The following is a 22,421-nucleotide window of genomic DNA, read 5'->3' as shown; positions in this document are numbered from 1 at the left end:
AAGTGTCGTTAGAACGTCACTTACCACTCACGACCACCTTGACCCATGCCTCACCCACCCTTCACTCACCACTCGACCAGCAGGCTCGTGAGCCCGTAGGCCGGAGTGGTGAGGCGGAACATGGTGTCCTTCGCGGGATCCGCGAGCCTCAGGTCCGGAAAACGCTGCCACAGCAACGTGAAGACCGTACGCAGTTCGAGCCGCGCCAGCGAAGCGCCGAGACAGTGGTGGATCCCGTGCCCGAACGCCACGTGCGGCGCGGGCTCCCGTGTGAGATCGAGCCGGTCCGGATCGGGCACCAGCGCGGGATCACGGTTCGCCATGGGGAGCGAGCAGAGCACGGTCTCGCCCTCCTTGATCACCTCGTCCCCGATGACGACGTCCTCCATGGCCGTGCGGGGTGTCGGGGCGTACGGGACCGTGAGATACCGGATCAGCTCGTCGACCGCCCGATCCGCCGCCTGGCCGTCGCCCCGTACCGCGGCGAGTTGTTCGGGATGCCGCAGCAGAGCCAGCACGCCGAGGCCGATCATGCCGGAAATGTTGTCGTCACCGGCCAGCATCACCTGAACGCAGAAACCCCGCAGTTCCTCGTCGGTGGCCTCGTCGCCGTGTTCGGCGACGACGGCGCCGATCAGTCCTTCCCCGGGTTCCTCGCGGTTCCTGGCGATCATCGCCAGCAGGTAGCGGGAGAACGCCTCGCCGGCGGCCGCCCGTCTCCGCTGGCTCAGCGAGGCGTCGAGATGTCCGTGGCACAGCTTCAGGAACATGGCGCGGTCGTCACGGGGCACCCCGATCAGTTCGCACAGCACGGCTCCCGGCACCTCGTCGGCGACGAGCTCGATCACGTCGGCGGGGGAACCCGCGTCCTCCATGGCATCGAGCCGTTCCGTCACGATCTGCTCGATGTACGGCTCCATGCGCCGCATCTTCCGCAGCGTGAAGCCCGGGGTCAGCTTCTGCCGCATCCGGGTGTGCTCGGGCGGGTCGTAGTCCATCAGGTTGCCGACGAGCTCCTGCGGCCGGAAGATGCCCCGCCCGCCGACCTCGTCCTGCTCGTGCCACCGGCGCCGGGTGCTGAATCGCTTGTGGTCGCCCAGAACCTGGCGGACGACGGAGTGTCCCGCGGCCATCCAGATGGTTTCGGCGTCCGCCCCGGTGCCCACCGTGACCTTCGACAGCGGCCCGGCGGCGCGCAGTTCGTCCGCCGGATCGAGGTCCTGTCTGCGGATGTGCAGCGGACGCGTGTCCTCACCACTCAACGGGGAGCTCCTCGATGTTGAACGGGGCGGGTTTGCCCGCCACGAACCGCAGTTCCTCCTCCGGGACCGCCAGCCGCAGCGCCGGGAACCGGCGCGCCAGGATCGGCAGCGCCACCCGCAGTTCGAGCCTCGCCAGCGGAGCCCCGACACAGTGGTGGATGCCGTGCCCGAAAGCGAGATGCCCCGGGCTGTTCTCCCGGGTGATGTCGAACTTGTCGCCGAGCGCGCGATTGACCGCCAGCATCGAACAGGTCAGCACGTCACCGGCGTGGATCTCGTATCCGGCGATGTTCAGGTCGACGAGCGCCGTCCGGGGAGACGGCGCCTCGACGATCGTCGGGAAGCGAAGGACTTCCTCGGTCGCGCTGTCCACCAGCTCCGGGCGCTCGCGCAACAAGGACAGCTGGGCGGGATTCGTCGCGAACAGGAGCACCGCCATCGCCAGCTGGGCGGCCATCTGCTCGACGGCCACGATCAGGATCGCCTCGGCGAGCCCCGAAAGTTCCTCGTCGCTGACCTTCTCCCCGTGCTCGCGCACGATGAAGCCGATCAATTCGTCGCCGGGATCGCGGCGTTCGCGGGCGGCGAGCTTTTCGCAGTAGTTGACGACGCCAAGGCTCGACTGGGCCCGCTGCTTGGGGATCCGGCTCTCCCGGCTGTCCCGGATCATCCGTGACAGATCGGCCTGATCGTCACGTGGGACTCCGAGGAACTCGCAGGCGATGAGCGCCGGGATGGGCCAGCCCGCGTACCGGACGAAGTCGATCGGCGCGCCCATGCTCTCCAGGTCGTCCAGGCCCTCTTCGATGACTTCTTCGACCCGCGGCCGCAACCGCTCGATCCGGCGGACGCTGAACGCCCCGGCCACCGTCCCGCGCAGACGGGTGTGGTCCGGCGGGTCGTAGGCCTGCAGGATCCCCGGCAGGTGGGCGCGGTCCGCCTCGTCGTCGACCGGTCGCATCGAGCTGAACCGCGTGGCGTCGGCGAGGATCTCGCGCACCTCGTCGTACCCGGTGACCAACCATTGCCTGCGGCCGTTCAGTCCCGTCTCCGTGTCGTACCTGTGCAGCGGGCCTTCTTGGTGCAACGCCCAGAGCTCCGGCGCCGGATCGAGCCGGATCCGCTGATGCGGCAAGGGAACTACCATGATTCTCCTCAGGCTTTCTGGCGTTACCAGTCGAGCGGCAGGGCTTCCACGTCGAACGGTGGCGGTCCGAACTTGAGCTTGCGATCGGGCTCGGCGAGCCTCAGTTTGGGAAAACGCCGAGCCAGCGCCGGAATCGCCTCCCGGAACACCATCTCCGCCAGTGGCCTGCCGAGGCAGTGGTGGATCCCGTGCCCGAACGAGACATGCGGCGACTTCTCCCGGGTGATGTCGAATTCGTCCTCTCGCGCGGGGAACTTCGCGCGGTTCGCCCCGAGCAGGGAACACGTGACGGTGTCACCGGCCTTGACGAGACGGCCGCCGATCGTCACGTCCTCCTTCGCGATACGAGGGTGGAGCTTCTCGTCGGTGGTGAGATACCGGTTCAGCTCTTCCAGCCAGTCCGGGATCGTGTCCGGCTGGTCCCGCAGGATGTCGAACTGCTCCGGGAAATCGACCATCAGCAACGCGCCCGCCGCGAGGAAACGGGCCACCTGGTCGCCGCCGGCGCCCATGATGAACGCGGCCACCCCGGCCAGTTCCGCGTCGGTGATCTCGTCGCCGTGTTCGCGCACCACGACCCCGAACAGGTCGTCACCGGGATCGCGGCGCACGCGGGCGACGGCCTTGTTCATGTACTGCATGTACTTGTTGCCCGCCGCGTTGCGCCGTTTGTCGGTCCGCTCGGTGCGGCTGGCGTGCAGCGTGCGGGACAGATCCGCCTGGTCGTCCCGCGGGATGCCGAGGAAGTCGCAGGTCGCCGTCGTGGCGATCGCCCAGCCGAAATGCGGGACGAAATCCACCGGGCCGCCCATGTCCTCGATGGTGTCCAAGGCGTCTTCGACGATCTGCGTGACCTCGGGCCGGAAACCCTGCATCCGCCGCATGGTGAACGGCGGGGTGACCAGCCGTCGCAGGCGTGTGTGGTCCGGCGGGTCGTAGTGGGTGAGAAAGCCCGGCCAGGCGATACCTGCCGCGGTCCCGCCGTAGATCAGGCGCGCGCTGAACTTGTCCGAGCTGAGGACCTGGCGGACCTCGTCGTATCCGGTGGCGAGCCACGCCGTCCGCCGTTCTTCGTCTTCCTCGGTGCCCAAGGCGGAGATGGGGCCTTCGGCCATCAGGGCGAGGAGTTCGGCCCCCGGATCGAATCGGTTCCTCCGGTGGATTTCCAGGCCCTTGACGACGTTGAGCTCCTCGAACACGGCAGTTCCTTTCGCGATCGGGGCCGGCGCGCGCGGAATGATGTTCTCGGCCTGCCGGACGGGCGTCGAGTTCGTCCAACCGTCCGGGTCTGCTCGGGCGGGGGCTGAAGGACGCTTTCCCCGCATGAGATGCGAGGAAAGCGCCCTTCACCGCGTGTCACGCGGGGAAAGTCCCCTTCGCCGAGGCTCGTCCAACCGCCCGGATTGTGCGGCTGGACACCCTCCGCTCAGCCGTTGACTTCGGCGATCAGGCTCTTCGGCCGCAGGTCGGTCCAGTTCTCCTCGACGTAGGCGAGGCATTCCTGGCGCGAGGCCTCCCCGTGGACGCGGGTCCAGCCGGCGGGCACCTCGGCGAACGTCGGCCAGAGCGAGTGCTGGCCCTCGTCGTTCACCAGCACGAAAAAGGAACCGTCTTCGTTGTCAAAGGGGTTGCTCATGATTGCTTTTCCTTTCACGCGCCCGGCCGGGGCCGGAGCTTCTCGGCGACGATGGACCCAATCTGGACCAACGCCGCGGGTTGCACCATGTCGTAATGGTTGGTCGGGATCTCGTGGTGTTCGATCGTGCCGCTGGTGAAGTCCTTCCAGCCGGCGACGGCCTCCGACACGGGCAGGTGGGCAGGCCGGTCCTCCGAGGCGACGAACAGCAGGATGTCGCCGTTGAACGGCGAGGCCGTGTGCTGCGGCCCGACCTTCCAGAGGTTCTTCATGACCGCTTCCAGCCGCTCCCGGGCACCGGGGCCCTGGACCATGCCTCCGGCGAGCTCCAGATCCTGCTGTTTCCGTTTCTGGAGGCCGTCTTCGTCGCGCGCCGCCTCTTCGGTCACCGTGCCGGTCGCGTTCCGTCCCATGTAGACGGGATAGGCGTCGAGCAGCGCGAGCAGGCCGGGTTCTTCCCCGTCTGCTTCGAGCATCGCGGCCATCGCCTGCGCGATCCGGCCGCCGAGCGACCAGCCGAGCAGGTGGTACGGCCCGGTCGGCTGCACGGCACGGATGTGCTCGAGGTAGTCGGCCGCCATCTCTTCGACGCTCTCGGGCAGGCGTTCGGTCCGCGCGAGGCCGCGTGCCTGCACGCCGTAGACCGGCTGGTTCGCGGGCAGATGCCGCAGCAGCGGCCCGTAGTTCCAGCTCAGCCCGCCGCTCGCGTGCACGCAGAACAGCGGCGGCCGGTCTCCGCCTGCTTGCAGCGGCAACAGGATCTCGTAGTCACCCGTCTTCACCGAGGTGCTCGTGCGCCGCCGCTCCCCCACCACGATCAGGGTCTTGGCCGGGGTCTTGCGGGCGAGCAGGCCGGTGTTCAGCATCCGGTGCCCCGGCTCGCCGAACGGGCAGGGCTCACCGGACTTGCCCTCGTCCACCGCCGGCCCGGTGACGTAAAGGTCGCCGACGACGCCAGGAGCGACAGGTCGCTTCTGGCCGTCGAGCACCAGCGCGCCGAGCTGACCCAGCTCCGCGACCACCGGAGGCACTTCGCCCGCCCACCGTGCCGGCGCGATCGCCGGACGGCCGCGTTCGGTCTCGTCGAGGAACAGGTCCAGCTCGCTGATCCGCCGCTGGGGATCCTCCGCGACCTGCTCCAGGACGTGGACCAGCCGCCGCGCGACCGATTCCGCCGTCGCCTCGTCGAAAAGGTCGGCGGCGTAACGAAGAGTGCCTTCGAGACCGTCCTCGTTGTCGTCCTCGTCGAGCCGCTCGGTGAGCTTGAACGCGAGATCCAGTTCCGTGGCCTCGGTTCCGCCGGGTTCGACGCTGGTGCGCAGCGCGGGCAGTTCCGCCGCGTCCCACGCGCCGATGTCCTCCTCGTCCACCTCCAGCCCCACCTGGAACACCGGGTGGCGGGACAGCGAGGCGGGCAGGTCCAGCAGGTCGGCGATCCGCTCGAACGGGACGTCCAGCTGCTGGCGCGCACCCCGGACGGCCTCCTGCACCCGCGTGACGACCTCGAGGAAGGTCGGGTCACCGGAGAGATCCGTGCGCAGGGCGAGTGGCCGCGCGAACGGCCCGATCATCGGCTCGAGGTCGATGAGGTCCTCGTCCCGCGCCAGCTTCGTCCCGATCACCAGGTCTTCGCCCGCGCCGAATTTGCTCAGCAGCATCGCGAGCGCGGCGTGCACGACGTGGATCGTGTCGGCGCCGAGCCGTTCCACCGCTTCGGTCAGCCGGTCGTACGGCCCGGCGCCCAGCCGCAGCGCGACCGTGCCCGCCCGCCGCGACGGGACGGCCGGACGCGGCCGGTCGAACGGGAGCACCGTCTCGCCTTCGATCCCGGTCAGGGTGTCCCGCCAGAAGGCGACCTGTTCGTTGATCAGGCTGCCCTGTTCGTCCTCGTCCGCGAGCAGTCGCTGCTCCCAGATCGCGTAGTCGGCGAACTGCAGCGCCAGCGGCGCGCGCTCCGGGACGCGGCCCGAACGCCGGGCGCCGTAAGCGGCCGCCAGATCGCGGAAGAACACGTCGAGCGAGTCGTCGTCGGCGAGGATCCGGTGCAGCCGCAGGTGCAGTACGTGTTCCTTCTCCGCGAGCGCGAAAAGGTCGCAGCGCCAAGGAACTTCGGTGGTGAGATCGAAGACCGACGCGCGCAGTCCGGCGAGCAGGCCGGGAAGCTCTTCCTCGGTGGCGGGCACCGGGGTCAGCTCGATGGCCGCGGGCTCGTGGACGAGCTGCCGGACGTTCTGCGCGTCTCCCGGGAAGGTCGTGCGCAGCACCTCGTGCCGGGCGGCGATGTCGCCGAGTGCCGCCGCCAGCGCGGCCACGTCCAGCCTGCCGCGCAGGCGCAGCGCGACCGAGATGTGCAGACCGGCGGTCTCCTCGCCGGGGCTGGCCAGCAGCCAGGACCTGAGCTGCCGTGCGGTGAGCGGAACCCGCTCCGGCCGCTCGGCGGGCTCCAGCGCGGGACGGGACTTCGCGGCGAGCGCCCTCGCGACACCGGCGGGCGTCGGCGAGGAGAACAGCTGCCGGATGGGCAGGTCCACGCCGATCACTTCGCGGATCCGCGCGATGAGCCGCATCGCCAGCGCCGAACTGCCGCCGAGGTCGTGGAAAGCGTCGTCGACACCCACGTTGTCGACGCCGAGGATCTCGGAGAACAGCTCGCAGAGCACCTTTTCGGATTCGCTCTCCGGCGCCTTCTCCGAAGCGCGACCCGCGAGATCCGGGGCGGGCAAAGCCCGTCGGTCCACCTTGCCGTTGGGAGTGACGGGCAGACCGGGCAGGGCGACGACCGCCATCGGGACCATGTACGCGGGCAGGACCAAGCCCATCTGGCGCCGGATCTCCTCCGGACCGGCGTCGCCGCCGTCGGAGACGAAGTACCCCACCAGCCGCTTCTCCCCCGGCTGGTCCTCGCGCGCCATGACGACGGCCTCGACCACGCCCGGCTGGGCCGCCAGCACGGACTCGACCTCGCCCAGTTCGACCCGGTAGCCGCGGATCTTCACCTGGTCGTCGGCGCGTTCGAGGAACACTACCTCGCCGTCGCGGGTCCAGCGGGCCAGGTCGCCGGTGCGGTACATGCGTTCGCCCGGAAGGAATGGGCAGGCCACGAAACGCTCGGACGTCAGGCCCGGGCTGTCGAGATATCCGCGTGCCAGTCCCGTTCCCGCGATGTACAGCTCGCCCGCCACACCAGGGGCGACCGGCCGCAGGAACGCGTCGAGGAGGTAGATCCGGCGGTTCGTCATGGGGTGACCGATCGGCAGTTCCCGGTCGACGACGTCACCGGGTTCGATCGGGAGCCACGTCGCGCACAGGGTGGTCTCTGTCGGCCCGTAGGTGTTGCGCACCCGAAGGTTCGGCTGGGCCCGCCGCAGGTTCTCCACGGACTGCGCGGGAACGACGTCGCCGCCGGTGCCGATTTCGACCAGGCCGTCGAAGCATTCCGGCGACGTCTCCGCGAGCGCGCGGAAGGTGCCGGCGGTGAGGTGGACGTAGTTCGCGCCGCGGGCGACGGCCTGCCGCACCCCGGCCGCGTCCAGCACACCCGGCTCGGTGAGCAGGACACGGGCCCCCGTCGAAAGCGGCACCCACATCGCGTACAGCGACGGGTCGAAGACGTGCGTCGCGTGCATGAGGACGCCGTCGCCGGGGCCGATCTGCCAGCCCTGGTCACCGGCCAGACCCGCGACGCCACCGTGCGGGATCCCCACGCCCTTGGGCAGGCCGGTGGAGCCGGAGGTGTACATGACGTACGCCAGGTCGTCCGCGCTCGGCCGGAATTCCGTTGCGGTGGCAGCGAAAGCGTCGATGGCGGCCCGTGTTTCCGGCGCGTCGAGGACGATCGCGTCCTTCGGCACGACGCCACTGGTGGCCTGGGTGCACACGACGACCGAGACCGCGGAGTCGTCGAGGATGAACGCGATCCGCTCGGCCGGGTACTCGACGTCGACCGGGACGTACGCGGCGCCCGCCTTCCAGATCGCCAGGAACGCGATGAGCAGCTCCGGCGACCGCTCCATCGCCACGCCGACGCGGTCGCCACGGCCGACACCGCGGTCGGCGAGGTGCGCGGCCAGCCGGTTCGAGGCCTGGTCGACCTCGGCATAGGTGAGGTCCGCGCCCGCGGCGTCGGTGATCGCCACCGCTTCGGGCGCCTCGGCCACCCGCCGCGCGAACAGTTCGACGACGGAGTCGCCCGGCACCGGCCCCTCGGTCGCGTTGAATTCCTCCACCACCAAGGCACGTTCGGCCTCGCTCAGCAGCGTCAACCGGCCGACGAGGACGTCGGGCTCGGCGACCAGCCGCTCCAGCACCCGGGCCAGCGCACCGACGACCGACCCGGCGACCTTTTCGTCGAACAGGCCGCGGTCGTAGTCCAGGATGAGCGGCATCTGCTCACCGGGACCGGTGACCAGGGTGAACGGATAGTGCGAGGAATTGCGTCCCCGCTTGACCGGCCGCAGGGTCAGGCCGTCGTGAGCCTGCCCGAGGCCCTTGCGGGGGAAGTTCTCGTAGATGACGAGCGTGTCGAACACCGCGCCGGGTCCGACGACGGCCTGCACGTCCTGGAGGCCGAGGTGCTGGTGGGCCATGAGGGCGGACTGGTCGCGCTGCAGTTCGGCGAACAGGTCGACGGCCCGCTTCCCGCCGTCGAGCCGCACGCGTACCGGCAGGGTGTTGAGCAGCTGGCCGACCATCGATTCGACACCCGCCAGTTCGGCGGGTCGGCCCGAAGCGGTCGCACCGAACACCACGTCGGTACGCCCGGCGAGCTGCGACAGCACGACCGCCCACGCACCCTGCACGACGGTGTTCAGCGTGAGGTCGTGGCCGCGCGCGAGATTCGCCAGCCCGTCGGTGAGTTCCGTGGACAGCTCGACGATCGCGGTGTCGATCTCCGGCACCCGGCCGGGGTCGGCGGGCGCGACCGCGGTGGGCGTATCGACCCCGGCGAACTCCTCGCGCCAGGCAGCACGGGCGATTTCCTTGTCCTGCTTGCCGAGCCAGGCGAGATAGTCCCGATAGGACACTGTGGGCGGCAGCCCGGACGCGTCCCCGCCCGCCGCGTAGATCGCGGCGAGCTCGCGGTGGATGATCGGCATCGACCAGCCGTCGGTCAGCACGTGGTGCAGCGTGTGCACGAGCCGGTGGCGGTCCGGGCCGAGCCGGATCAGATGCAGCTTCATCAGCGGCGCCACCTCGATGCGGAGCCGCTCGGCCAGCTCGTCCGCGGCCAGCCGTTCGACCTCGCTGTCGAGGATGTCCTCCGGCAGTCCGGTGAGATCCGTTTCGCGCCAAGGGATCTGCGCGTCCCGCGTGATGACCTGCACCATCTGCGCGCCGCTGACGTAACGGAAACAGGCCCGCAGCGCGGCGTGCCGGTCGACCAGCGCCTGCCACGACGCCCTCAGCAGGGCGGCGTCGAGCGGGCCGTCGATGCCGTAGACGGTCTGCACGGTGTAGGTGTCGGGCCCCTCGTCGTCGAGGGCGGTGTGATAGAGCATTCCCTCCTGCAGCGGGGAAAGAGGCCAGACGTCCTCCACGCTGGAACGCGGCTTCGCGCGAGTGTCGTCAACGGTCACGATCTGCTCCTTGGTGAGGTGGGTGGGGAACGCGCGTTCGTGATGGGGCTCGTGAGTGGCAAGGACAACTTGTAACTGTTATCATCTGCCATGCGTTTCTNTCGTGAGTGGCAAGGACGGTTAGAACCGTCCTTGCCACTCACGAGAACCCGGCCTCAAGCTGCTCCAACTGATCCGCGGAAAGCGCGACAAGCGAGCCTCCGGTGGGCTCCGCCTCCGGTTCCGGGGTGCTCTCGCCTTCGGCCGGGATCTCCTTGACGAGCGTCGCCAGCCGTTCCGGTGTCTTCTCTTCGAACACCTGCCACGGGCTCAGTTCCAGCCCTTCGCGGCGGGCGCGGGCCGACAGCTGCATCGAGATGATCGAGTCGCCACCCAGTTCGAAGAAGCTGTCGTCGGGCCCGACCTGCTCCAGGCCGAGCACCTCCGCGAACAGCTCGCACAGCTTCGCCTCCATGGCCGTGCGCGGGTCGCGGCCGGAGGACAGGCCGGAGAAGTCGGGTGCCTGGAGCGCCCGGTGGTCGAGCTTGCCGTTCGGGGTGAGCGGCATCTTCTCCAGCGCCACGAACGCCGCGGGCATCATGTACTCCGGCAGCCGTCCGGCCGCCATCTCGCGCAGCACCGAAGTGAGCGAGCCGTCGGCCTCGTCGGCGGGCACAACGTAGGCCACCAGCCGTTTGTCGCCCGGCCCGTCCCGGTGCACGGCGACCGCCACCTGGGCGACGCCCGGATGCTCGGCCAGCACGTTCTCGATCTCCGCGGGCTCGACCCGGTAGCCGCGCACCTTCACCTGCGCGTCGACGCGGCCGACGAAGATCAGCTCTCCGTCGGGATCCCAGCGGAACCGGTCGCCGGAGCGGTACATGCGCTCGCCCGGCGAGAACGGGTCGGCGACGAACCGTTCCGACGTCAGTCCCGGCCGTCCGAGATACCCGCGGGCGAGTCCGGCGCCCGCGATGTACAGCTCGCCCGCCACCCCCGGCGGCACGGGCTGCAGGTACGCGTCGAGGATGTAGTGCTTCACGTTCCGGATCGGACCGCCGAGCGGGACGACCTCGTGTCCCGGCGACAACGGGGCGCTCATGGTCGAGCAGATCGTCGTCTCGGTGGGGCCGTACGCGTTGATGAACCGGCGGCCCGGCGACCAGCGGTCGACCAGCGCGGGGGTGCACACCTCGCCGCCGGTCAGCACGCCGCGCAGGGTGTCCGGCAGATCCTCCTCGACCGCCAGCACACTCGGCGACACCGTGAGGTGGGTGATCTCCCACTGCCGCAAGGCATCGCCGAGGGTCACCCGGGGCGGCATGCTCTCCGCGTCGGCCAGCACCAGGGTCGCGCCGGCCAGCAGGGACATGTACAGCTCCGAAACGATGGCGTCGAAGCCGATCGCGGACAGCTGCAGGACCCGCGAGGACGACGTCACACCAAGGCGTTCGATATGCGCCGTCGCCAGGTTCCCGAGCCCGGAATGAGTGACCTGGACGCCCTTCGGCACCCCAGTCGAACCGGACGTGTAGATCACGTACGCCGCGTCGGTCGCCTTCACCGACGGCAGCACGACCGACGGATCCGCGGCGGGCAGTTCGTCCAGCAGCAGGATTTCGCCGTCGAACTTCGACGGCACGACCGCCCGGGTCGCCGCCGTGCACACCAGGACCTCCGGCGCCGAACTGGTCAGCATCAGCTCGATCCGCTCGGCCGGATAGTCCGGGTCGACCGGGACGAACGCCCCGCCCGCGAACGTCACGCCCATCATGGTCACCACGAGTTCGGCCGACCGCTCGACCAGCACCCCGACCCGGGTCTCCCGCCGGACACCCAGCCCGACGAGCAACCGCGCCAGCGTCTCGACCTCGTCGAGCAGCCCGCCGTAGGTCAGGGTGCGCTTCGCGTCCTCGATCGCCACCGCGTCGCGCGACCGCTCCACCTGACGGCGGAACAACACCGGCAGGGTCTCGGCCTCGAACGGCACCTCGGTCCGGTTCCACTCCTCGATCACCAGACGGCGCTGCTCCGGCCCGATCAGGGCGACCCTCCCGACCGGCACCCGCGGCTCGGTGACCACCTGGTCGAGCGCCCGGATGATCGAAGCGACGATCTCCTCGATCCGCGTCCGGTCGAACACGTCCGGCCGGTAGATCACCTCACCGTGGACGCCGCCGCCCTCGGAAGCGCGGATGGACAACGGATAGTGCCCGGTGTCGTCCGGGATCCCCGCCGGGCGCAGGGCGAGGACGTCGGGATCGTCGGACGGCGGGGGCGGCGGCGGGTAGTTCTCGAACACCACGATCGTGTCGAAGGCCGCGCCGGGGCCGGCGAGCTGGTTGATCTCGGTCAGTCCGACGTGCTGATGCGGCATCAGCGCGACCTGGCGTTCCTGCAGATCCGCCAGCATCTCCAGGAACGGCTGGGCGCCGGTGAGCCGGGCCCGGACCGGCAGCATGTTCATGAACAGGCCGACCGCCGATTCGACACCGGGGATCTCGACCGGCCGTCCGGCCACCGTGGTCCCGAAGACGACGTCGTCGCGTCCGGTCAGCCTGGCCAGCAGAAGTGCCCACACGCCTTGGAAAAGCGTGTTCGTCGTGACGCCGTGCCGCCGGGTGAACTCCATCAGGCGAGCGCTGAGGTCGTCGTCGAGTTCGAAGCGGACGCGGTCCGGCTCGATGGGCACGGCGATCGTGTCCGGCGGCACCACGTGGGTCGCCTCGTCGAGCCCGGCGAGTTCGGTCCGCCACGCCTCCTTCGCGACCACCTTGTCCTGACGGGAAAGCCAGGCGAGGTACTCCCGGTACGACGTCGGCGTGGGCAGCTGCCGGTCATCTTCGTACGCTGCCATCACCTCGCCGAGGAAGACCGGAAGCGACCAGCCGTCGGCCGAGATGTGGTGCGACCGGAGCACCAGCCGGTGCCTGCGCTCGGTGAACCGCACCAGATGCAGGTGTAGCAGCGGCGCCTTCGCCAGGTCGAACCGCTCGGCGTGGGATGCCGCCGCGAGCCGCTCGAATTCCGCCAGCGCCTCGTCCTCGGGCAGGTGGGACAGGTCGGTTTCCTGCCACGGCACCGGAACATCGCGGACGACGGCCTGGACGGCGGTCCCCGAGCCGAGGCGGTGGAAACCCGCCCGCAGCGCGGGATGCCGGTCGAGCAGGGTCTGCCACGCCGCGCGGAACCGGGCGACGTCCAGCGGCCCGTCGAGGATGATGTCACGGATACCGGCGTAGACGTCCGGCCCGCGCTCGTCGACCGCGTGGAACAGCAACCCTTCCTGCAGCGGGGAAAGCGGCCAGATGTCGTGCAGGCTCGGGACGAGGGCCTCGACGTCCGTCACCTCCTGCTGCGTCAGCGTGATGAGCGGGAAGTCCGACGGCGTGTGTCCTCCCGCGCCGCCCTCGGCGTGGATGGCGAGCCCGGTCAGCATCTCCAGCCACGCCTGGCCGAGCGACTCGGCGTCGGCTTCCCCGAGCAGCCGTTCCGCCCAGGTGATGGTCAGGGTGAACTCGGGTCCGTCCGGTCCGTCGAGCACCACCGCGTCGATCTCGACGGCGTGCCGCAGCGGCAGGTCGTCCTCCGCCGTGCCGCCGATGGTCCCGGCCAGCTGCCAGGGTTCCGCGTCGCCTTCGGGCCGGGGCGAGAACCGCCCGAGGTAGTTGAAGCCGATCTCCGGCGACGGCAGTGCCGCGAGCACCTTCCCGGCCTCGTCGTCGAGATACCGCAGCATCCCGTAGCCGATCCCGCCGTCGGGCACGGCTCGCACGTTTTCCTTGACCTGCTTCAGCAACCGGCCGGGCGCGTCCGCCCCGGAGGTGTCCAACCTCAGCGGATGGACGTCGGTGAACCAGCCGAGCGTCCGCGACAGGTCCATTCCGTCGAGGGGCTGACGGCCGTGGCCTTCGACGTCCACCACGACAGCGGTGCCGCCGCGCCACTGGGTGACCGCACCGGCGAGGGTGGCCAGCAGCACCTCGTGGATACCGCAGTGGAAAGCCGTGGTGGCCTTCTCCGCGAGCACGCTCGCGCGATCCCACGGCAGGGTCCACGAGCGGCGTCCCGAGGTCGCGATGGTGTCGCGCTGGGGGTCGAGTTCGCCGACCCGCGCCTGCGCGCCGTCGAGGATCTCCTTCCAGGTCTCCAGTTCCCCGGCCCGCTGCGGCGCCTGATCGGCCAGCGTCCGCGCCCAGCGCCGGAACGAAACGGGCGGCGGGTCGAGCACCGGTTCCTCGCAGGCCGCTTGCAGATCGGCCAGCAGGACACGCCACGACACGACGTCGACCGCGAGGTGATGGGCGGCCAGCACGAGCCGCCCCTCGGCTCCCGCGTCCACCCAAACGGCCTGGAACATCACGCCCGCGACGGGGTCGAGCCGTCCGGCGGCCTCGTGCGCGTGGCGTTCCGCGATCTCGTCGAGGTCGCCGTCGCCCACCTCGACCCGCCGAAGCACTGCGGCGGCGTCTACGGTTCCCCGCTCGGCCACGACCAGGCGGTCCTCAATGACCCTGCTCCGCAGCAGGTCGTGGGTGTCGATCACCGCACGCAGCCCGGCCGTCAGCTTCGTCTCCGTCAGGTCGCCGGGCACGCCCGCCGTCACCCACTGCGCCAGCGCGCCCCGCGACATCGCGCCTGGGTCGCGTTCGAGCAGCGCCCGCACGACCGGCGTCCACGGCACCTCACCGACACCGTCGGCGACCTCGGGCTGCCGAACACCGCCGCGTTCGGCGACGGCCGCGATCCCCGCGGGGGTCTTCTGTTCGAAGACCTGCTTGGCACCGAAGACGAAATCCTCGCGCCGGGCGCGGGCGGCCAGGCGCATCGAGAGGATCGAGTCGCCGCCCAGTTCGAAGAAGCTGTCGTCCACGCCGACCCGGTCCAGCCCGAGGATCTCGGCGAAGAGATCGGTCATCACGCGTTCGGCTTCGGTCCGCGGTTCACGACCGGCCGATTTGCCGGCGAATTCGGGGGCGGGCAGGGCGGCGCGGTCGATCTTTCCGTTGAGGGTCAAGGGGAAGGTGTCCAGCACCAGTACCACCGCGGGCACCATGAACTCCGGCAGCCGCTCCGCGAGCCGCGCGCGGAGTGCCTCGGAGTCCAGTGCCGATTCCGCGGTCACATAGGCGATCAGCCGCTTCTCGCCGGGACGTTCTTCCCGCGCCACCACGACCGCCTGCGCGACGTCGGGCAGCGCGGTCAACGCCGCCTCGATCTCCCCCGGTTCGACGCGGTAGCCGCGGATCTTCACCTGGGAGTCGGCCCGGCCGCCGAACAGCAGCTCGCCGTCTTCGGTCCAGCGCGCGAGGTCGCCCGTGCGGTACATGCGCTCACCGGCGGCGAAAGGGCTGGCGACGAACCGTTGCGCCGTCGCGCCGGAGGCGCCCAGATAACCGTGCGCCAGACCGGCACCGGCGAGGTACAGCTCGCCGGTCACGCCCGGCGCCACCGGCTGGAGGAAAGCGTCGAGTACGTACGCCTGCCTGCCGGCCAGCGGTCCGCCGATCGGGAGGACACTGCCCGTTTCGGCGCCGGGTTCGAGGACGAGCCAGGTGGCGCACAGGGTGATCTCGGTGGGGCCGTACAGCTGGCGGAACCGGACGTCCGGGCAGGCGCGGCGCATCCGTTCGACGGAGGCGAGCGGCACCGCGTCGCCGCCGGTCAGGATCTCCCGCAGTCCGGCGAAGGATTCCGGTGCTTCCTCGGCCACCACACGGAAGGTCCCGGCCGTCAGGTGGATCGTGGTGACACCGCGCTCGACCGCTTCCCGCACCCGCTGCGCGTCGACCGCGCCCGGCTCCGCGACCACCACGGCGGCCCCGCTCACCAGCGGCACCCAGATCTCGACCAGCGACGCGTCGAACGCGTGGGAAGCGTGCAGCAGCACCCGATCCCCCGGCCCCTGTGACCAGCCCGGGTCACCCGCCAGCGCCGCGACACTGCCGTGCGGCACCGCGACACCCTTGGGCACGCCGGTCGACCCCGACGTGTACATCACGTAGGCCGTGTCGTGCGCGCCGACGGTGACCGGCGGCGCGGCGTGCTCCGTCTCGCCCATGACGACCGGCTCGACGCCGTCCGGCACCGAATCGCGGCTCGCCGCCACGCAGATCGCCAGCGCCGCACGGGAATCGGCCAGCATCCGCTCGATCCGTTCCGCGGGGTAGTCCACGTTCACCGGGACCTGCGCCGCGCCGGCCTTCCAGACCGCGAGCAGCGCGACGAGCAGGTCCGCGCCGCGTTCCATCACGACGCCGACGCGGTCACCGCGCCGGACACCCCGCGCGGCCAAGTACCCGGCCAGCCCATCGGATTCGCGGTCGAGCTCGGCGTAGGACAGGGTGCGTTCTCCGTCGACGACCGCCACTGCGTCCGGGGATTCCCCGGCCCGCCGCCGGAACAGCTCCGGCACGGTGACACCCGTCGTCGCCTCGCCCGTCGCGTTCCACCGCTCCACCACGGACTCGCGTGCCGTTTCGCTCGTCACGCCGAGGCGTCCCACGGGAAGCGAAGCCTCCGCCGGCACCCGCTCCAGTACCCGGACGACCTGCCTGGCGACCTCGGCCGCCGTTCCCGCGTCGATCCGGTCGGGCCGGTAGGCCATGCGGATCAGCAGGCTCTTGCCGGGCGAAACGCTCATGGTCAGCGGATAACCGGTGCCGGTCCTGGTCTCGACCGAGCTGATCGAGACACCGCCTTCGTCGCCGAGACCATCGGCGTCGTGCGGGTAGTTCTCGATCATCACGATGGTGTCGAAGACCGCGCCCGCCCCCACCGCGCGCTGCACCTGCGACAGCCCCAGGTACTGGTGCTCGGTCAACGCGGACTGCCGGGCCTGGAGATCCTGGAGCATTTCCAGCACCGGCAGGTCACCGTCGAGGCGCACGCGCACCGGGACGGTGTTGATGAACATCCCCACCATCTGTTCCACGTCCGGCACGTCCGCGGGGCGCCCGGAAACGACCGTCCCGAACACGACGTCCGTCCGGGCGGCCAGCCGCGACAGGACCAGCGCCCACGCGCCCTGCACGACCGTGCTCAGCGTCAAGCCGTGACCGCGGGCGAAGCCGGTGAGGTTCCGCGTCGCCGTCTCGGGCAGCAATTCGGCGTGCTCACCCGGCACGACCATCGCCTTGTCCGCGTCGGCGTCCACCACGGTCGGCTCGTCGGAACCGGCGAGTTCGGCCCGCCACGCCGCCTGGGTCGCCTGCTCGTCCTGGCGGCTCAGCCAGGTCAGATAGTCCTTATAGGACGGTGACTTCGACGGGGCTTGCCCGCCCGCGTAGGCGATCGACACCTCGCCCAGGACGAGCGGCGTGGACCAGCCGTCGAGGAGGACGTGGTGCGACGTCAGCACGAACCGGTGCCGCACCGGGCTGAGCTTGATCAGCATCAGCCGGAGCAGCGGCGCCTTGGTCACGTCGAACCGCTCCGCCTGGTCTTCGGCGAGCAGGCGTTCGATCTCCGCGGCCGCGTCCGTCTCCCCGACGTGGGAAAGATCGACCTCACGCCAAGGAATTTCCGCTTTTCCGGCGACGACCTGCACCGGCTCGCCGGAGGCCAGCTGGTGGAAACCCGTCCGGAGCGAATCGTGCCGGGCGACCACCTGGTTCCACGCGGCGCGCAGCCGACCGGCGTCGAGCGGCCCGTCGAGGTCGAGGATCCGCTGGCTCTGGTAGACGTCGACGCCGTCGTCGGCGACGGCCCGTTCGAAGAGCATGCCTTCCTGCAGCGGCGAAAGCGGCCAGATGTCGGTCAGGCCCGGCGTCGCGGCTTCCAGCTCGGTCACGTCCTGCTGCGCCAGCTCGACGAGCGCGAAGTCGGACGGCGTGTGCCCACCGGCGGCCGGATCGGCGGCGAGCCCGGTCAGCATCTCCAGCCAGGCCTCGCCGAGGCGTTCCACCGTGGCGGGGTCGAGGTCCCGGCCGTCGATGGCGAGCCCCAGCCGGGGCCCGTCCGGCGTGTCCTGAACCTCCGCGCCGACCTCGACGGGGTGCGCCAGGATCATGTCCGGGCCGCCGCCGAGCGGACCTTCGCCCGCCGGCTGCCACGCCCTGTCCTTGGCGGAAAGACTTGTCCTGCCGAGATAGTTGAAGCCGATCTGCGCGGACGGCAGCTCCGCGAGCCTGGCGCCGGTGTCGGCGTTGAGGTAGCGCAGCAGTCCGTAGCCGAGCCCGTCACCAGGGACGGCGCGGATCTGTTCCTTCGCCGTCTTCAGCAGCTCTCCCGAGCCGACGTGGAAGCGGACCGGGTGCACACTCGTGAACCAACCCACGGTGCGAAGCAGGTCCTCGCCGTCGGTGGCCTCACGGCCGTGGCCTTCGACGTCCACCAGCACCGCGCCGCCGGTCCCGCGCAGCCGCGTCACCGCACCCGCGAGACCCGCCAGCAGGACGTCCTGGATCCCGCAGTGGAAGGCGTTCGGCAGCCGGGTCAGCAGGTCGTTCGCCACGTCGCCGGACAGCGTCGCGGACCACGAGTGCGTCTTCCCCGGGCTCAGCTCCACGGCCGGTTCCGCGCCGTCGAGGAGGGCGATCCACTGCTCGGTTTCGGCCACGGTGCGCTCGTCGCGCGCCTGCTCGGCCAGCCTCCGCGCCCACTGCCGGTATGGCGTCGCCACGGGTTCGAGCGCCGCGTCTTCGTAGGCCGAGCGCAGATCGGGCAGCAGGATTCCCCACGAGACCGCGTCCACGGCCAGGTGATGCGCCACCAGCGCCAAGCGGCCCTGCCCGGCTTCCGGGGAGTCGATCCACACCGCGCGCAGCATGGTCCCGGCCGCCGGATCCAGCGCGGCCGTCGCCTTGCGGACCTCGCGTTCGGCGGCCTCGTCCAGGTTCTCGGCGACCACCCGCGTCACGAGGGCGGCCGCGTCCACCGCACCCGGCTCGGGCACGATCAGCCGTCCCGATTCCACCCGTGCCCGCAGCAGATCGTGGGTGTCCAGCACGGCCTGCACGGCCTTGACCAGCGCGTCCTGGTCGAAGCCCTCGGGGGTGACGATCACCCTCGCCTGCGCGAAGCCGGGGCGCACGGCGTTCTCGCCCAGAGCGAGCATCACCGGTGTCATCGGGATCTCGCCGACGCCTGTGTCCACAGTGGAGGGTTTTGCCGGAGCTTCCTTGGCCAGCGCCGCCAGCCGCTCGGGCGTCCGGTGCTCGAACACCAGCCGCGGCGTCAGGGAAATCCCCTCCCGCCGGGCGCGGGCCGCCACCTGCATCGACGAGATCGAGTCGCCACCCAGCTCGAAGAAGCTGTCTTCGACGCCGACCCGCTCCAGGCCGAGGACGTCGGCGAACACTCCGCAAAGGACTCGTTCGTCCTCGGTCGAGGGCTCCCGGCCCGCCACCTTCGCGGAGAAGTCCGGCTCGGGAAGTGCCTGCCGGTCCACTTTGCCGTTGACGGTCAACGGAAGCTCGTCCAGCACGAGGATCGCGGCCGGGATCATGAACTCGGGCAGCGTCTCGGCGAGTTGCCCGCTCAGGCGCGCCGGGTCGAGATCCTGCCCCGCTTCGGGCACGGCGTAGCCGATCAGCTGCTCACCACGGGCGATCACCACGGCCTGAGCGACCCCGGGCTGCCAGGCGAGCGCCACCTCGATCTCCCCGGGCTCCACCCGGTAACCGCGGATCTTCACCTGGTCGTCGGCGCGTCCGGCGAACGCCAGTGTGCCGTTCTCCGTCCAGGACGCGAGGTCCCCGGTCCGGTACATGCGCCCGCCGGGCACGAACGGATCCGCGACGAATCGCTCCGCCGTCAGCGTCGAACGGCCCAGATAGCCCTGTGCCACACCGGCTCCGGCGACGTACAGCTCACCCGGCAACCCCTGAGGCACCGGCCGCAGGAACGCGTCGAGGACGTACACGCGCCGTCCCGCGAGCGGGCGGCCGATCGGCAGCACCGACCCCATGTCGTCGCCGGGTTCGAGCAGCCACCACGTCGCGCACAGCGTGGCCTCGGTGGGCCCGTAGAGATGCCGCACCCGCACGTCCGGACACGTCCGCCGCACCCGCTCGACCGCCGCCGGGGGCACCGCGTCGCCCCCGGTCAGCACCTCGCGCAGCCCGGCGACCGATTCCGGCGATTCCTCCGCCAGCACCCGGAAACTCCCGGCCGTCAGGTGGGCCGCCGTGACCCCGGCCGCCACGTAGCCGGCCAGCGTCTCGCCGTCCACCGCGCCCGATCCGGCGAGCACCACCCGGGCACCCGACAGCAGCGGCACCCACATCTCGAACAGGGAGATGTCGAAAGCGTGCGACGCGTGCATCAACACCGCGTCGCCGGGACCGACGTCCCAGCCCTGCTCACCGACCAGCGCCGCGACGTTGCCGTGCGACACCGCGACACCCTTGGGCGTTCCCGTCGAGCCCGACGTGTACATCACGTACGCGACATCGTCCGCCGTGGCGCCGATCGACAGCCGGGCGGACTCCGCCACCGCTCGCCGGGTCTCCGGGTCGTCGAGGACGATCGGTTCGAGCCCACCGTCCAGGACGGCTTCCCGGTGCGCTTGCGTGCACACGACCGCCGACGGCTCGGCGTCCGCCAGCATGAACTTCACGCGTTCCGCCGGGTACGCGGGGTCCAGCGGGATGTACGCCGCGCCCGCCTTCCACACCGCGAGCAGCGTCGCGATCAGGCCGGGCGACCGGTCCATCACGACGGCGACCCGGTCGCCGCGCCGGACTCCCTTGCCGCTCAAGTACCCCGCGAGCCGCTCGGCGCGCTCGGCCAGCTCCCCGTACGACAACGTCTCGTCACCGGCGACGACCGCCACCGCGCTTTCGACCTGACGCGAGAACAGATCCGGTGCCAGTACGTCCGGTGCCGGCTCAGCCGAGACACCCCACTGACCGACCGTTTCGCGCTCGGCCGCGGTGGCGACCTCGATGTCGGCGACGGTGAGGTCACCCGACAGCTGACGCAACACGCCGGTGAACCGCTCGACGATGGCTCGCGCGTCGGCCTCGCCGTAAAGGTCCGTCAGGTAGTCGAGTTTGACGAGCATCGACTCGCCGGGGACGGCGACCAGCGTCAGCGGGTAGTGGGCCGCCTCCTGGCCCTGGTTCACGCGAATGCCGAAGGGCGCGGCCGAATCCGGCCCGCCGAGCTCACGCGGGAAGTTCTCGAAGACGATCATGGTGTCGAAGCCCGCGCCGGGGCCGGCTGCCTGCTGGATGTCCGCCAGCCCGACGAACTGGTCGGGAATCAGTGCCGACTGCCGCTTCTGCAATTCCGCCAGCATTTCGACGACCGGCGCCGAACCATGCAGCCGCGCGCGCACCGGGACGGTGTTGAGGAACAGCCCCACCATCCCCTCCACGCCGGGAAGGTCCGGCGGGCGCGCCGAGACGACCGCGCCGAACACGACGTCCGTGCGGCCGGTCAGGTGCGCCAGCACCATCGCCCACGCGCCCTGCACGACCGTGTTCAGCGTCAATCCGTTGCCGCGGGCCAGGTCCTCCAGCGACCGGGTGAGCTCCGACGGCAGCTCGACCGTGATGCTCTCGGGAATTCCCGGCGCGCGTCCCGGATCGGCGGGCGCCACCAGGGTCTGCGCCTCGAGATCACCGAGTTCCTTCGTCCAGGCCGCGAGCGCCTTCGTCTTGTCCTGGCGGTTCAGCCACGCGAGATATTCGCGGTATGGGGTCACTTCCGGCAGCTCCGCCGCCGCGTACAGCGCCGACAGCTCGTCGAACACGATGGGCAGCGACCAGGCGTCCATGATCGCGTGATGGCAGGTGACCACCAGACGGTGGCTCTCGTCGCCGAGCCGGATCAACGTCAGCCGCAGCAACGGCGCCGTCGCGAGGTCGAACCGCTTCGTCCGGTCCTCCTCGGCCAGCTCCCGCACGGCATGTGCGGTGTCGTCGAGGTGGGACAGGTCGATCTCACGCCACGGCAGGTCCACCTGCCTGGCGATGATCTGCACCGTCTCACCCGATTTGCGCTGCCGGAAACAAGCCCGCAGCGACGCGTGCCGGGCCAGCAGCGCCTCCCACGCCGCGCGCAGCCTCGCCGCGTCGACCGGCCCGTCCAGCTCCAGGATCCAATGTCCGATGTAGACGTCGAGCCCGTCACCGTCGTAGACCGCGTGGAAGACCAGCCCTGCCTGCAACGGCGACAGCGGCCAGATGTCCTCGATCCGCGACTGAGCCATCAATATCTCCCTCGATCAGCGAAGTTCTTCGGCGAACCAAGCTCGAATTCCTCGATCCCGTCCTGCGCAAAGTCGAGGAGCCGACGTCGAATGCGGCATGTCCCCCCACAGAATCGTCGCCCGAAGGGCCGACCCGGACAACATGTCCAACGGGCCACGTTTTCCTGCGGTACAGGGGGTCGTGAGTGGCGTTTCGGGCCAGGGCCAAGAGCGTCTTAGGTGCCTACTGGGATTTGACTGCGGCTGATCATGGGTCAGGCGGTGAAGGCCTCCTTGCCTACCCTGAAGGTAGTGAAGGAGGCCTTCACAACCCCAGGGTCGCCGGCTCAGCCGAGGAAACTCGACCTTCACACCTTGCCAAGTACATGAAGGCCCCCTTCCTTGCGCCTAGGTACAGGAAAGGGGCCTTCATGTACTTCAGGCGAGCACCGGCGCCGGCACCGAGCCCACCGAACGCCTCGTGAGTGGCGATGCGGGTTAGAACCCGAAACGCCACTCACGACCAGCTCGACCCAGGCCCCGAGGTGTCGCGAAAGCCACTTTCGCAACCTTCAACGTTGGCAAAGTGGCTTTCGCAACCCGGCCCGGCCGACGCCATGTCGCGAAAGCCACTTTCGCGACGTCTGATCTCCCGAAAGTGGCTTTCGCGACATCCCACCCC

The 22,421-nt window shown here is 70.3% G+C and carries 6 protein-coding genes; all 6 read right to left on the bottom strand.

Annotated features, from left to right (window positions below; genetic code table 11):
* Nucleotides 1–65 precede the first annotated feature (65 nt).
* A complete protein-coding gene (locus tag LCL61_RS00190; RefSeq protein ID WP_340684948.1) occupies nucleotides 66–1,262 on the bottom strand; it encodes a cytochrome P450 in 1,197 nt (398 codons plus the stop codon).
* Nucleotides 1,252–2,409, bottom strand: coding sequence for a cytochrome P450 (locus tag LCL61_RS00185; RefSeq protein WP_340684947.1), 1,158 nt, complete (start codon nucleotides 2,407–2,409; stop codon nucleotides 1,252–1,254). The genes LCL61_RS00190 and LCL61_RS00185 overlap by 11 nt, the downstream gene beginning before the upstream one ends.
* Before the next feature lie 23 nt (nucleotides 2,410–2,432).
* Nucleotides 2,433–3,608, bottom strand: coding sequence for a cytochrome P450 (locus tag LCL61_RS00180; protein WP_340684946.1), 1,176 nt, complete (start codon nucleotides 3,606–3,608; stop codon nucleotides 2,433–2,435).
* Nucleotides 3,609–3,835: 227 nt separating this feature from the next.
* Complete coding sequence (locus tag LCL61_RS00175; protein ID WP_126733878.1) at nucleotides 3,836–4,045, bottom strand: MbtH family protein; 210 nt, start codon at nucleotides 4,043–4,045, stop codon at nucleotides 3,836–3,838.
* A gap of 14 nt (nucleotides 4,046–4,059) precedes the next feature.
* Nucleotides 4,060–9,621, bottom strand: coding sequence for an amino acid adenylation domain-containing protein (locus tag LCL61_RS00170; RefSeq protein WP_340684945.1), 5,562 nt, complete (start codon nucleotides 9,619–9,621; stop codon nucleotides 4,060–4,062).
* Between the two features lie 139 nt (nucleotides 9,622–9,760).
* Nucleotides 9,761–21,760 (bottom strand): amino acid adenylation domain-containing protein, encoded by a 12,000-nt coding sequence (locus LCL61_RS00165; RefSeq protein WP_340684944.1) that lies wholly within the window; start codon nucleotides 21,758–21,760, stop codon nucleotides 9,761–9,763.
* Nucleotides 21,761–22,421: the final 661 nt, after the last annotated feature.

It is taken from the genome of Amycolatopsis coloradensis, assembly GCF_037997115.1.
Taxonomy (GTDB): Bacteria; Actinomycetota; Actinomycetes; order Mycobacteriales; family Pseudonocardiaceae; genus Amycolatopsis; species Amycolatopsis coloradensis_A.
The sequence above is the reverse complement of the archived record's forward strand: the minus strand, read 5'-3'. Positions and strand labels throughout refer to the sequence as shown.